Source organism: uncultured Mycobacterium sp. (assembly GCF_964249325.1).
Taxonomy (GTDB): Bacteria; Actinomycetota; Actinomycetes; order Mycobacteriales; family Mycobacteriaceae; genus Mycobacterium.
In genome coordinates this window covers 21,331-34,652 of record NZ_CAXUCH010000019.1, presented here as the reverse complement: position 1 = coordinate 34,652, position 13,322 = coordinate 21,331, and the positions used below count along the sequence as shown (strand labels likewise).

The 13,322-nt window shown below is 63.8% G+C and carries 10 protein-coding genes; 4 read left to right on the top strand and 6 right to left on the bottom strand.

All coding sequences use genetic code 11. From position 1 onward, the window contains the following. Nucleotides 1-390: 390 nt before the first annotated feature. From gyrA to dnaA, 6 genes are all read right to left on the bottom strand, one after another. On the bottom strand, nucleotides 391-3,483 hold the full coding sequence (gene gyrA, locus ACFE99_RS04650; RefSeq protein ID WP_375482863.1) for an intein-containing DNA gyrase subunit A: 3,093 nt from the start codon (nucleotides 3,481-3,483) through the stop codon (nucleotides 391-393). A gap of 37 nt (nucleotides 3,484-3,520) precedes the next feature. Continuing rightward, complete coding sequence (gene gyrB / locus ACFE99_RS04645) at nucleotides 3,521-5,548, bottom strand: DNA topoisomerase (ATP-hydrolyzing) subunit B (protein ID WP_375482861.1); 2,028 nt, start codon at nucleotides 5,546-5,548, stop codon at nucleotides 3,521-3,523. A gap of 234 nt (nucleotides 5,549-5,782) precedes the next feature. Further along, a complete protein-coding gene (locus ACFE99_RS04640) occupies nucleotides 5,783-6,331 on the bottom strand; it encodes a DUF721 family protein (protein ID WP_375482859.1) in 549 nt (182 codons plus the stop codon). Beyond that, nucleotides 6,328-7,476 (bottom strand): DNA replication/repair protein RecF, encoded by a 1,149-nt coding sequence (gene recF / locus ACFE99_RS04635; RefSeq protein ID WP_375482857.1) that lies wholly within the window; start codon nucleotides 7,474-7,476, stop codon nucleotides 6,328-6,330. Before recF ends, ACFE99_RS04640 begins: the two co-directional genes overlap by 4 nt. Before the next feature lie 9 nt (nucleotides 7,477-7,485). Then, the gene (gene dnaN, locus ACFE99_RS04630; RefSeq protein WP_375482855.1) at nucleotides 7,486-8,679 is read right to left on the bottom strand and encodes a DNA polymerase III subunit beta; all 1,194 of its coding nucleotides are present in this window, start codon (nucleotides 8,677-8,679) and stop codon (nucleotides 7,486-7,488) included. Nucleotides 8,680-9,217: 538 nt separating this feature from the next. Continuing rightward, entirely contained in the window at nucleotides 9,218-10,714 is a 1,497-nt protein-coding gene (dnaA, locus tag ACFE99_RS04625) for a chromosomal replication initiator protein DnaA (protein ID WP_375482853.1), read from the bottom strand. Nucleotides 10,715-11,297: 583 nt separating this feature from the next. On the opposite strand from dnaA, the gene rpmH reads away from it, so the two are divergent. The 4 genes from rpmH (at nucleotide 11,298) to yidC (ending at nucleotide 13,281) form a co-directional block, all read left to right on the top strand. Then, on the top strand, nucleotides 11,298-11,441 hold the full coding sequence (gene rpmH / locus ACFE99_RS04620) for a 50S ribosomal protein L34 (protein ID WP_083088040.1): 144 nt from the start codon (nucleotides 11,298-11,300) through the stop codon (nucleotides 11,439-11,441). 22 nt (nucleotides 11,442-11,463) lie between these two features. After that, on the top strand, nucleotides 11,464-11,829 hold the full coding sequence (rnpA, locus tag ACFE99_RS04615; protein WP_375482850.1) for a ribonuclease P protein component: 366 nt from the start codon (nucleotides 11,464-11,466) through the stop codon (nucleotides 11,827-11,829). Nucleotides 11,830-11,921: 92 nt separating this feature from the next. Beyond that, nucleotides 11,922-12,170 carry a membrane protein insertion efficiency factor YidD gene (yidD, locus tag ACFE99_RS04610; RefSeq protein ID WP_375482867.1) on the top strand — a complete coding sequence of 83 codons (249 nt, stop codon included), beginning with the start codon at nucleotides 11,922-11,924 and terminating at the stop codon, nucleotides 12,168-12,170. Continuing rightward, a complete protein-coding gene (gene yidC / locus ACFE99_RS04605; protein WP_375482848.1) occupies nucleotides 12,154-13,281 on the top strand; it encodes a membrane protein insertase YidC in 1,128 nt (375 codons plus the stop codon). Before yidD ends, yidC begins: the two co-directional genes overlap by 17 nt. Nucleotides 13,282-13,322 lie beyond the last annotated feature (41 nt).

Sequence of the window (13,322 nt, the reverse complement as noted above, 5' to 3'; positions counted from 1 at the left end):
TCACGCGGCCCTCGACCTCGCCTGAGTGGCCGGTAGAGCGTGGTTCGACCGGTGAGGAGGTTTCGGGAGTCGAGCGTTGCGGCGGACGTGGCCGCTCGGGGCGCCGCTGCCACGGCGGCACGTTGCCGGTGTCGGTGCCGCGGCCGGGGCCCGGTCTGGGCGCGGATCGGTGTGTGCCGCTGTGCTCAGGTGAACCATTGCGGTCGCCGGCGTTGTCGCCGGGCCCGGAGTGTCCCGGCTCGTTAGGTGAAGTCACCCCCGGCTCCTTACGTGTACACCCGGGCCGCCCGGGCGGTGGTGGCGGCCGCTTACGTGTCGGGCTGAGTGGCACTGCCCGACTCTGGTCCCGCTAGCGGGGAATGCCCACCTCGGGGATCGTATCGTCACAGCCTAAGGACCCGGATCGTCGTCGCTTACTTCGGCTTCTTCGGCATTGCGTGCGATGGCTATCAGTGTGTCGCCCTCGCCCAAGTTCATCAACCGCACACCCTTGGTCTGCCGTCCGGCCTTGCGTACCTGCCGCGCCGCTGTGCGGATCACCCCGCCACCGGAGGTAATCGCGTAGACCTCGGTCTGGTCGTCGACGATCAATGCCCCCACCAGCTTGCCACGCCGCAGGTCGTACTGGATGGTCAGCACTCCCTTACCGCCGCGCCCTTGCACCGGGTATTCCTCGATCGCGGTGCGCTTGGCATAGCCGCCGGACGTCGCCACCAATAGATAGGTACCTTCCTGGACCACGTTCAGCGACAGCAACCGGTCGTCGGTGTTGAACCGCATGCCCTGCACGCCCGAGGTGGCTCGGCCCATCGGCCGCAGCGCATCGTCGTTGGCCGAGAACCGGATGGACTGGCCATTGGCCGAGACCAGCAGCAGGTCGTCGTCGGCCGAACACAGCACCGCGCCGACCAGTTCGTCGTCGTCGCGCAGGTTGATCGCGACGATTCCGCCCGACCGGTTGGAGTCAAAGTCGGTGAGCCTGGTCTTCTTGACCAAGCCGTTGCGGGTGGCCAGCACCAGGTAAGGAGCGTCGGTGTAGCCCCGGATCCGGATGACCTGCGCGATGCGCTCCTCCGGCTGGAAGGCCAGCAGATTGGCGACATGCTGGCCGCGTGCTGTGCGGGAGGCCTCCGGCAGCTCGTAGGCCTTGGCCCGGTACACGCGGCCCTGGCTGGTGAAGAACAGAATCCAGTCGTGTGTCGAGCACACGAAGAAGTGCGCGACGATGTCGTCTTGCTTGAGGCCCGCGCCCTGCACGCCCTTGCCGCCGCGTTTTTGGCTGCGGTACAGGTCGGTCTTGGTGCGCTTGGCATAGCCGGTCTCGGTGATGGTCACGACGACGTCCTCGCGGGCGATCAGATCCTCGTCGCTGACTTCGCCGTCGGCCGCCACGATCCGGGTCCGCCGGTCATCGCCGTGTTTGTCGACGATCTCGGCCAGCTCGTCGCGCACGATGCCGCGCTGCCGCCCTGGCTTGGCCAGGATGTCTTCGAGGTCGGCGATCTCTGCTTCGATCTTGGCCAGATCGTCGACGATGCGCTGGCGCTCCAGTGCCGCCAAGCGACGCAACTGCATGTCGAGGATCGCTTGGGCCTGGATTTCGTCGATGTCGAGGAGCTCGATCAGGCCCTGCCGGGCGATATCGACGGTTTCCGACGCCCGGATCAGCGCGATCACTTCGTCGAGCGCGTCGAGCGCCTTGACCAGCCCGCGCAGGATGTGGGCCCGCTCGTTGGCCTTGCGCAGCCGGTAGGTGGTGCGCCGCACGATCACGTCGAGCTGATGGTCGACGTAGTAGCGGATCAGCTGATCGAGCCGCAGCGTGCGCGGCACCCCGTCGACGATCGCCAACATGTTGGCGCCGAAGCTGGTCTGCAGCTGGGTGTGCTTGTAGAGGTTGTTGAGCACCACCTTGGCGACCGCGTCGCGTTTGAGCTCGATGACGATGCGCAGGCCCACCCGGTCGCTGCTCTGATCTTCGATGTTGGCGATCCCGGAGAGCTTGCCGTCGCGGACTTGTTCGGCGATCGAGGTGATGAAGTTGTCGTGGTTGACCTGGTAGGGCAACTCGGTGATGACGAGTCCCGTTCGGCCCTTTGCGATTTCCTCGATCTCGGCCACCCCGCGCATGCGGATCGAGCCGCGCCCGGTGGTGTACGCCTCGGTAATACCCTGCGTACCGACGATCAGCCCGGCGGTGGGGAAGTCAGGACCTTTGACCCGCTCGGTGACCGCGGCCAGCGTCGCCTCTTCGTCGGCGTCGAAGTTCTCCAGGCACCAAAACACCGCTTCGGCGAGCTCGCGCAGATTGTGCGGCGGGATGTTGGTGGCCATACCGACCGCGATGCCGCCCGAGCCGTTGGCTAGCAGGTTGGGGAACCGGCTGGGCAGTACCGTCGGCTCCTGCACCCGGCCGTCATAGTTGGGGATGAAATCGACTGTCTCCTCGTCGATTTCACGCAGCATCTCCATGGCCAACGGCGTGAGCCGAGCCTCGGTGTTGTGGCTGACGAACCCGTTGGTGACGAAAGCGTGGTCTTGCGTGTCAACGCGAAGGCTGTACACCGGCTGGATACCAGCGTCGGTGATATTGGCGACCTTCGCGTAATAGAAGCGCGCGTCGGTCAGTTCTTCGGCAATGGCGTGGGCGTCCGGGTCGCTGCCGTGTGCTTGCAGAAAGCCTGCCAGCCCAGGGACACCCAGTGTGTAGGTTGTGGGTGTAAATCCGCGCTTTTCGGGCCGATAACCTACACAGTCGACGCTCAATGCGTCGCGTTGGATCACCGCGTAATCGCCCGGCTTGATTTCGTCGATCAGCTTCCACAGCAATGTCGGCACGCCCGCGACATCCACCAAACACAGCAAGGGATGGTTGGCGGTGCCAGTGACCTGAAAGCCTTCGATCGTGCGCACTGCGTACACCCGGTGCTCGCCCGAGTGGAAAAGTCGGTCGGCGAGCACGGGATTGCCGTGCCGGTCAAGCACTTTGAGGTCGATGGCGTTGTCACTGTTAGGCCGCGCATCCGGCACGACGTCGGCGATGCGCACCGACTGGCCCTCGGGGAGTGCAACCAGCGCCTCGCCGGTGACGCAATAGCGCATCGCCGCCGGCGGGTCGTTGCCAGGTGAGCCGAAGTTGCCCTGACCGTCGACCAACGGGTAGCGCAGCGACCACGGCTGGGCCATCCGCACCAGGGTGTCGTAGATCGACGCGTCGCCGTGCGGGTGGTAGTTGCCCATCGTCTCGGCGACGGACCGGGCGGACTTGGCGTGGCTGCGATCCGGGCGGAAGCCCGAGTCAAACATCGCGTAGAGCACCCGACGGTGGACCGGTTTGAGGCCGTCGCGTACTTCGGGCAACGCACGACCGACGATCACGCTCATCGCGTAATCGATGTAGCTGCGCTGCATCTCCTGCTGGATATCGACCGGTTCGATCCGGTCGGTGGAATCATCTCCAGGCGGCAGCGTGATGTCTGTCATCTATTCCTCGTTTACCGATAGGGCTGACGGTCGCCGCTCAGACATCAAGGAAACGAACATCCTTGGCGTTGCGGGTGATAAAGCTGCGGCGTGCATCGACGTCCTCGCCCATCAACACGGAGAACAGCTCGTCGGCCGCGGCGGCATCGTCGAGGGTGACCTGACGCAGCACCCGCACCGAGGGGTCCATCGTGGTTTCCCACAACTCCTTGGCGTCCATTTCCCCGAGACCCTTGTAGCGCTGGATGCCGTCGTCCTTGTTGATCTTCTTGCCAGCCTTCAGCCCGGCTTCCAGCAGCCCGTCGCGTTCGCGGTCGGAGTAGGCGAATTCGGGCTCGGCGCGCTGCCACTTCAGTTTGTACAGCGGGGGCTGCGCCAAGAACACGTGGCCGTTTTCGATCAGTGGCCGCATGAACCGGAACAACAGGGTCAACAGCAGTGTCGAGATGTGCTGGCCGTCGACGTCGGCGTCTGCCATCAACACGATCTTGTGGTAGCGCAACTTGGAAATGTCGAACTCGTCGTGAATCCCGGTACCGAGCGCCGTGATGATCGCCTGTACTTCGGTGTTCTTCAGCACTCGGTCGATGCGGGCCTTTTCCACATTGATGATCTTGCCGCGCAAGGGCAGGATCGCCTGGAACATCGAGTCCCGGCCGCTTTTAGCCGAACCGCCAGCCGAATCACCTTCCACCACGTACAGTTCCGACTTGCGCGGATCGGTCGAGCGGCAGTCGGCCAGCTTGCCCGGCAAGCCGCCAATGTCGGTGGCAGTCTTGCGGCGCACCAGTTCTCGCGCTTTGCGCGCGGCGATCCGCGCCTGCGCCGATGACACCGCTTTGTTGACGACGGTCTTGGCGTCGGATGGGTTGGCTTCGAACCAGTGGGTGAGCTTGTCGTTGCAGACCTTCTGCACGAACGACTTGACTTCGGTGTTGCCGAGCTTCGTCTTGGTCTGGCCCTCGAATTGCGGTTCGGCAACCTTGACGGAGATGACCGCGGCCAGCCCTTCTCGGATGTCGTCGCCGGTGAGGTTCGGATCCTTGTCTTTCAGGAGCTTTTTGTCCTTGGCGTACTTATTGACCACCGACGTCAAGGCCGCCCGGAACCCTTCTTCGTGGGTGCCGCCCTCGTGAGTGTAGATCGAGTTGGAGAACGTGTGCAACAAATCAGAGTAGCCGGCGTTCCACTGCATCGCGATCTCGACTTCGCAGCCTGGCCCCTTGCCGGAGAAATCCACGATGCTGGAGTGAATCGGGTTCTTGGTGCGGTTGATGTGCTTGACGTAGTCGACCAGGCCACCCGGGTAATGGAAGGTGCGGTGCTTAACCTTGTGCGGCGCAGCAGATTCGGCGGCGCGTTCCTCAGCGGACTTCGGTGCCTCGGCGACGTCGCTGACGACCTCGTCGACGACGTCGTCCTGGGCCACCCGCTCGTCGGTCAGGGTGATGGTCAGCCCCTTGTTGAGGAAGGCCATCTCCTGCAACCGGCGCGCGACGGTCTCGAAGTCGTATTCGGTGGTTTCGAACACCTCGGGGTCGGCCCAGAACCGCACGGTCGAGCCGGTCGTTTTGGTCTTCGCTCCCTGCTTGAGGGTGCCGGGCACCGAGTGGTCGTAGAACTGGAACCACTCATAGCCGTCGCGGCAGATCTCGACCTCCAGTCGGGTGGACAAGGCGTTGACCACCGATACACCGACACCGTGCAAACCACCCGATATCGCATACGACTCGGAGTCGAACTTGCCGCCGGCGTGCAGCTGGGTCATCACCACGTCAACCGTGGGTATGCCAGAGGCATGCATCGCCACCGGGATGCCGCGGCCGTCGTCGCGGACCTCCACTCCGCCGTCTTCGAGCAGCACCACGTCAACCCGGGTGGCATAGCCGGCCATCGCCTCGTCGACCGCGTTGTCGACCACTTCCCAAATGAGGTGGTGCAGGCCGCGCTCACCGGTGGAGCCGATGTACATCCCGGGGCGTTTGCGGACAGCCTCCAGCCCTTCGAGAATTGTGATGGACTGGGCGTCGTATTCCTCTTGTGCCTTCTTCTTCTGGGCAGCCACGGTCGGAAAGCTCTCCTTGGGGGTCGCATGCGAGCGGTCCAGTCACCGCAGCAGCATCGTGGCTCCAGTCTACCGTTAGCGGCCGGCAGCACCGATTTTCCCGGGGTGTTTCTACCTATCTGACCGCGCCGTGTGATCGCCATCGCGAGTACAGTCGCGTCCTGACGCTCGCGGAGCCGATCGCTATGCTTCTGGCGGCTCTGAGCCGACAATTTCAACCGGCGAACGCTCGCCTCACCCATAAGTGTCGCGCGGGCCTCGGCCGGCGATGTGCAGCGGTCCCTTTCGCCACGACGGCGCCGCCGGACCAGAAATCTTGAGCGTCGTCACCACACCGTCGCCGACCGCCGCCGCGATCTTCGCCAGAAGTTGCGCTTGCATGATCCGCAACTGCGTGGCCCAGGCCGTGGACTCCGCGGATACTTTCAACACTCCATCGCTCAGCGCAGTGGGAGTCGCGTGGTCGGCGATCTGCTGACCCACCACCGACGCCCACTGCCCAAGCACGGTGCCCTCAGCCACCCGCGACGACCAGCCGCGCTTCTTCGCCAGGTCCTGCGCTACCCGACCGAGTGGCTGCGGGTCCCGACGGTCCGGACCCGGCCCGGACCAGCTTCGTCTGCTCCCAGAGCCGGCCACCCGGCGCGGCGTCGACGCTGAGCGCCCGCGGCCCACATCATGACCGCGCAGCCGCGCCGCTTCCCGCGCTTCCTCAAGGGTGCGCCGCACCAAGTCCATATCCGCTGCCCTCGGGGGCTTCGCCCGATTGACGTCGTCAGTCATATCTGCACCACCGAGATCCGTCCGCTGTCGTCGTCGCGCAATTGGATCGTCACGTGCCGGGTATCCCAGCCGGTCGGGATGTCGTCGGCCACTGCTGCGGTCACCAACACCTGCTCGGCCGATGCCGCAACTGCTGCCAGAGCCCGCCGCCGCGCCACGTCGAGCTCGGCGAACACGTCGTCTAGCAACAACACCGGGTCGCTGCCCTCACCGCGCAACAGCTCGTAGGCGGCCAGTCGCAGCGCCAATGTCAGCGACCACGACTCCCCCTGGCTGGCGAAGCCCTTCGCTGGCTCGTCACCGAGGTGTAACTCCAGGTCGTCACGATGTGGGCCCACCAAACACACTCCCCGCTCCAGCTCGGCGTTTCGCCGCTGAGACAGCGCCGTCAGCAACGCAGCTTCCAGAACCTCCGGGTTGACTTCTTTATCGGCACCCAGATCGATGCTGCTGCGATAACTGATGGCGGCGGCTCTCGGCCCCGGCGCCAATAACTGGTAGGCCTTTTCGACTTCGGGGGCTAGCTCGTTGACCAGGTCGATGCGCGCGGCCATCAACTCGGCGCCATGCGCGGCAAGTCGCCCGTCCCACACATCAAGCGTCTCCAGCATCCCGTGATCGCTGCGTTGTCGAGCACCGGCCGCCGTCTTCAGCAGGGCGGTGCGCTGCCTCAGCACTTTGTCGTAGTCCGCGCGCACCGCGGCGATCCGCGGGCGTCGCAGCGTCGCCAGGTCATCAACGTAGCGGCGCCGATCCATCGGATCCCCGCGCACCAACGCCAGATCTTCGGGGGCGAACAAGACGGCCCGTAACACCCCGACCACCTCGCGGGTGCTGCGCACCGGCGACCGGTTTAACCGCGCCTTGTTGGCCCGCCCGGAAGCGATCTCCAAATCAACAGCACATTCTCGGCCCTCGTTGACCACGATCGTCGAAATAACTGCTCGTGGCGCACCGCTGCGCACCAGCGGGGCGTCCGTGGCTACCCGATGCGAAGCCAACGTCGACGAATACCACAGCGCCTCAATGAGATTCGTTTTGCCGTACCCGTTAGGACCGACGAAGACCGTGCGCCCGGGCTCCAATTCAAGTTCCGCGTGGGCCCACGACCGGAAGTCGCGCAATCCCAAGTACCGGACGAACACCGCTGCGTACTATCCCGGTAAGCGCACAGGCATCAACAGGTAGACGTATTGGCTCTGTACCGCAGGAAAGGGGCCGGGATCCAACGGGTGGGACTCGTCGGAGGCCGGGCGCAACACGGCTGGTCGACTCGGCGTGGTGAAACCAAACGCCACCCGCTCGGAGTGCAGCGAGCCCAGCCCGTCGGTCAGATACGTCGGATTGAACGCAATGGTCAACGGGTCACCGGCGAACTCGACGGGCAAGTCTTCTTCGGCGCGCCCGACATCATCGGCGCCGGCGGACAGCCGCAGCAGCCCATCGGCGAACTCCATCCGGACTTGGGCGCCCCGCTCAGCCACCAACGCCACACGCTTGATCGCTTCGGTCAATTCGGCCACACCAATGGTGGCCACCGCGGTGTGCTCGGTCGGAAGCAATTGCCGAAACTTCGGGAACTCGGCATCGAGCAAGCGGGTAGTGCTGCGCTTGCCGTCCCCGCTGATACCCAGTAGGCCGTCTTTACCGACCCCCGATGCCGCCCCCAATGACAGCCGCACCTCCGAGCCGTCGGGGCTCGCCTTGGCTGCTTCAGCCAACGTTTTCGCCGGCACTAAAACCGCTGCCTCGATGTCGGGCGACACCGCCGACCAGGTCAGTTCCCGCACCGCCAACCGGAACCGGTCGGTTGCGGCCAAAACCACTGTTTCGCCCGAGATCTCCACCCGGATACCGGTCAACATCGGCAACGTGTCGTCTCGCCCCGCGGCCACGGCAACTTGACTGATCGCTTCGGCGAACACCTCGGCGGGCAGCCTGCCGGTCTCCTCCGGCAGAGTCGGTAACGCGGGGTAATCCTCGACAGCCATCGTCGGCAATGAGAATCTGGCGCTCCCGCACGTCAATGACACCCGAGTACCGTCGACGTGGAAGTCAACCGGCCGGTCCGGCAACGCGCGAGTGATGTCCGACAATAATCTGCCGGACACTAAAACCGTTCCAGGAGAAGCTATTTCAGCAGCCACCCGGACCTCGGCAGAGACCTCGTAGTCGAAACCGGAAATCACCAGCCCGTCCTCGGATCCGGTCAGCAGCACTCCGGCAAGCACCGGCACCGTCGGCCTGGTGGGCAAATTCCGGGCCACCCAAGCCACCGCTTCGGCAAAGTCATCACGCACCAAGCGAAACTTCAAGTCGTTGAGGCCTACCTTCGTCGCCACATTCATAGCGGTCCCTTCATCACCCCGTCACAACGAACTCAAAGTCAGCGGCTACCTGTCCCCGCAAACGGGGATGCTCCGGTGACGAACGCCTGTGGCCGCAAGTCGGCTATGGCGACCGTAATCGGCAGTCGAAGAACAACCGTAGAGCGTCCGGCGCCATCTTGAAAGCTAATCGGCAGGGGTGACATTGGTTGACCTCATTGCTCGTCACCGTGCGGAAAGCGCGTGTCCCAAGGCCGTTCTTCAAAGAAGAAACTATGGAGAGATCTCAGTAACAGTATTAAGGCCTGTGCAGTTTGTGGATAGCACCGCTGCACTGCTGGTGGGGACGCTGGCGTGGTGTGGAAGACAGCGCGGGCAGCTGTGGGGCATCTGTGCGCGGCTGGGGGTATCGCACCGCTGTGCACGATGAGTCGCAGTGACCGTGGTTTGTCCACACGCCTGTGCACACGGCTTTGGGAGCGGCTGACGCTGGCATGAATTGTGTGAAACTCCACGGGCCGTTGCTGACGCGGTAGTGAACCGTGACGCTAAGTCCCGGTCAGCGCTTGGAGCGCTGGCGGATGCGCGTGGTGAGTTCTTTGACATGGTCGAACACCTCCTGGCGTTCGGCCATCTCGCCGCGAACCTTGCGTTCGGCATACATCACCGTGGTGTGGTCACGGTCGAATGCCTGACCGATCTTCGGCAGTGACAGGTCGGTGAGTTCTCGGCACAAATACATCGCGATTTGTCGCGACTGGGCCAGCGCGCGGGTCTTGCCCGGCCCCCGGAGTTCCTCGACCGTGGTGTCGAAGTATTCCGCTGTGGCCGCCATGATGGTGGCCGCGCTAATTTGCATCATGCCGGCGTCGGCGATCAGGTCGCGCAACACGATCTCGGCCAACGCCTTGTCGATCGGCGTCTTGTTCAGCGACGCGAACGCTGTGACTCGAATGAGCGCGCCCTCAAGCTCGCGGATGTTGCGCTCGATGCTGCTGGCGATCAGTTCGAGCACATCGTCGGGCACAGCGAGCCGTTCCATTTGCGCTTTCTTCCGCAGGATGGCGATGCGGGTTTCCAGCTCGGGCGGCTGCACGTCGGTGATCAGGCCCCACTCGAACCGGGTCCGTAGCCGATCCTCGAGGGTGGCGAGCTGTTTGGGGGGTCGGTCGGAGGAGATGACGATCTGCTTGTTGGCGTTGTGCAGTGTATTGAAGGTGTGGAAGAACTCCTCCTGGATACCTTCCTTGCCTTCGATGAACTGGATGTCGTCGACCAACAGCACATCGACGTCGCGGTAGCTGCGTTTGAAGGCGACTTTGCGGTCGTCGCGCAACGAGTTGATGAAGTCGTTGGTGAACTCTTCGGTGGAGACGTACTTGACCCGCATGCCGGGAAACAGTCGTTGCGCGTAGTTTCCCGCGGCGTGCAACAGATGTGTCTTGCCGAGCCCGGATTCTCCCCAGATGAACAAAGGGTTGTAGGCGCGGGCCGGCGCCTCCGCGATTGCCAGGGCCGCGGCATGAGCGAACCGGTTCGAGGCGCCGATGACGAAGGTGTCAAACGTGTAGCGCCGGTTCAGGCTTGTTCCGCTGGCCGCCGCGGCGTCGTTGCTGTGCGGTCGTTCGGTGAAGTAGGTCGGCCAGTTTTCGTGGGCGCTGGCCAAAGCCTCACGGTCTTCGTCCACTTCGTCGGGGTCGAGTGAGGCGTCGTCTGATTGCGGGCTGGCGTCGTCGACCTCGGTCGTGTCTGGCGGGGCGATGCGCACACCTAGTTGGATGGGCTGGCCGAGCCGACGGCTCAAGGCATCGGTGATCTGGGTGCGCAGGTGCCGTTCGATTTCGTTTTGGACAAAGCTGCTCGGAACCGACAGCAAAGCAAAGCCCTCGACAATCGTGAGCGGCTGCACAAGGTTTAACCAGGCTCTTTGCTGGGGCGTCAGGGGAGGGGTGGTGTCGCCGTTGGTGGCCGCGTAGTCGGAATGGGTTTCGCCGTTGAGTTCGGAGACGACAGCGTTCCACACCGTCGAGAAACTCGAGCCGGGATCATCGGTCAACGACGAATCCCCCTGGTTCCAGGTCCAACCACAACACCTGTAGCGACAGCAAACTGTCCACATAGTTATCCACAGATGTGGACAGCACAGCCGTCGTTGTACCGCATCGATCGAGGACAGTCCGCAAGGCCCGCGGGTAGGCAGCCAATTAGGTTGCCTGGCAGTTTGCCGAGCGGTCGTCCTCCGTTTCATTGTCGGTGCCATCCCGGGCGGGAACGGCTTGCCCGAAGCTAACAGGTTTCAGTGCGAGTGCCAACCGTTCTGCAACATTCGACGGACTTCATAGAAATTGGTCCGGGACACGTGCACCAGTGCGTGGCAGCTGTGGCATGAGTTAACCAGTTGGCCTTTACGAGGAAAGCGCCGCACCAAGTTTGACCCGGCGATGCCGCGTCAGTACCCTCAAACAGTCGCCCGAAAGTCGGCGATACGGCTGCGATCCGAGCAATATGCGCGGGGCCCGCGCCGGCCAGCAAGACGCCGAGCCCGGTCGGGCTCAGTGAAGGACTTATTACGGAGATCGTGTCCGACCGGCAGGGGTGCGCCGGCGGATCCGGTGCCAAGATGCGACGAGGAGTGAGCCGTGGCCAAGGGCAAGCGGACCTTCCAGCCGAACAACCGGCGCCGAGCCCGCGTGCATGGCTTCCGGCTACGGATGCGAACCCGCGCTGGACGCGCCATTGTGTCCAACCGGCGTCGTAAAGGTCGCCGGACGCTAACCGCTTGACCCGAACGCGGGCATTGAAGCGGTGCTTCCCGCGCGGAACCGGATGAAACGGTCAATGGAATTCGATGCGACGGTTAAGCACGGGATACGCACCGTGCAACCGGACATCGTTATCCACGCGCGCCGGGACAGCGACGCCGCCGATGACCCGCCCGGTCCACGGGTCGGACTGATCATCGCCAAGTCGGTGGGCTCGGCCGTCGAAAGACATCGCGTTGCGCGCCGATTGCGTCATGTCGCGCGAGGCCTCATGGGCGAGTTGGATCCACACGACCGGGTCGTGATCCGCGCGCTTCCCAGCAGCGCTGAGCTGCCGTCAGCCAGGCTGGAACACGAATTACGGACCGGCCTGCGCCGCGTCCGTGAGCTGATGGGGCGGGCACGGTGAGCGCAACAAGAAACAGGGTTAGCGATGCGGCGGGGCGCGCTGGTAGGACGGTGGCGCGGGGTCTGATTTTTCTCGTCCAGCTCTATCGGCACATGGTGTCGCCGTTGCGGCCAGCGACGTGCCGATTCATTCCGACGTGCAGCCAATACACTGTCGATGCCCTCAGCGAGTACGGGCTTGTTCGCGGATGCTGGCTGGCGCTGACCCGACTCGCCAAATGCGGGCCGTGGCATCAAGGCGGTTGGGATCCGATTCCTGAGCGGCACGCCGGGCAAGCTGTCTGTGTCGGCGACGTCGGGGCCACCCGAGCGAATCGTGGGGAGAGTGCGTCCGTTGTTTGACTGGTTCAGCCTCGACATCATCTACTACCCGGTGTCAGCCATCATGTGGCTCTGGTACAAGGCATTCGGTTTTCTGCTGGGGCCCTCAAACTTCTTCGCCTGGGCACTGTCGGTGATGTTTCTGGTGTTCACGCTACGGGCGCTGCTGTACAAGCCGTTCGTGCGGCAGATCCAGACCACCCGCCAGATGCAGGAACTGCAGCCGCAGATCAAGGCGCTGCAGAAAAAGTACGCGAAAGACCGCCAGCGCATGGCGCTGGAAATGCAGAAGCTGCAGCGCGAACACGGCTTCAACCCCATCCTGGGTTGCCTGCCGATGCTGGCCCAGATCCCGGTCTTCATCGGCTTGTATCACGTGCTGCGCTCGTTCAACCGGACCACCGGCGGTTTTGGCCAACCACACCTGTCGGTCGCTGAAAACCGTGCGACCGGCAACTACGTGTTCAGCCCCACCGATGTCGCGCACTTTCTGGACGCGAACTTGTTCCGGGCGCCGATCGGCGCCTTTATGACGCAGCGCACCGGGTTGGATGCGTTCACCGAATTCAGTCGGCCGGCGGTGATCGCCGTAGGTGTGCCGGTGATGATCCTCGCCGGCGTCGCGACGTACTTCAACAGCCGTGCCTCGATCGCGCGGCAGAGCCCGGAAGCTGCCGCCAACCCGCAGACCGCGATGATGAACAAGCTTGCGCTGTATGTCTTTCCGCTCGGCGTGGTGGTCGGCGGCCCGTTTCTGCCGTTGGCGATCATCTTGTACTGGTTTGCCAATAACATCTGGACCTTCGGTCAGCAGCACTATGTGTTCGGGATGATCGAGAAAGAAGAAGAGGCCAAAAAGCAAGAGGCGATCCAGCGGCGAGCAGCCAATGCGCCGGCGCCCGGCGCCAAGCCGAAGCGCGGGGCGAAAGCGGCACCCTCGACCGGTAACGGTTCGCCCGGGGCGGTGGTGGCCCCGGAGACCGAATCGTCGAGCGTGGAAGCTACCACTGAAGGTGGCGACGGAAAGCCGGCGAGCGCGAGGGCAGCTAAGCCGAATCAGGTTGGGCGAAGCGGCACTTCGGGTAGCCGAGCACCGCGCCCTGGTGCCAAACCGAAGAGACGTAAACGGTGACCGGGTAAGCAATCAAACCGACGAAAAGCCTACGGCCGCCG

Excerpts from the sequence above, each read along its gene's own strand:
- gyrA (WP_375482863.1), bottom strand. The coding sequence starts at position 3,483 with ATGACAGACATCACGCTGCCGCCTGGAGATGATTCCACCGACCGGATC.
- ACFE99_RS04640 (WP_375482859.1), bottom strand. The coding sequence starts at position 6,331 with ATGACTGACGACGTCAATCGGGCGAAGCCCCCGAGGGCAGCGGATATG.
- dnaN (WP_375482855.1), bottom strand. The coding sequence starts at position 8,679 with ATGAATGTGGCGACGAAGGTAGGCCTCAACGACTTGAAGTTTCGCTTG.
- yidD (WP_375482867.1), top strand. The coding sequence starts at position 11,922 with ATGGTGTCGCCGTTGCGGCCAGCGACGTGCCGATTCATTCCGACGTGC.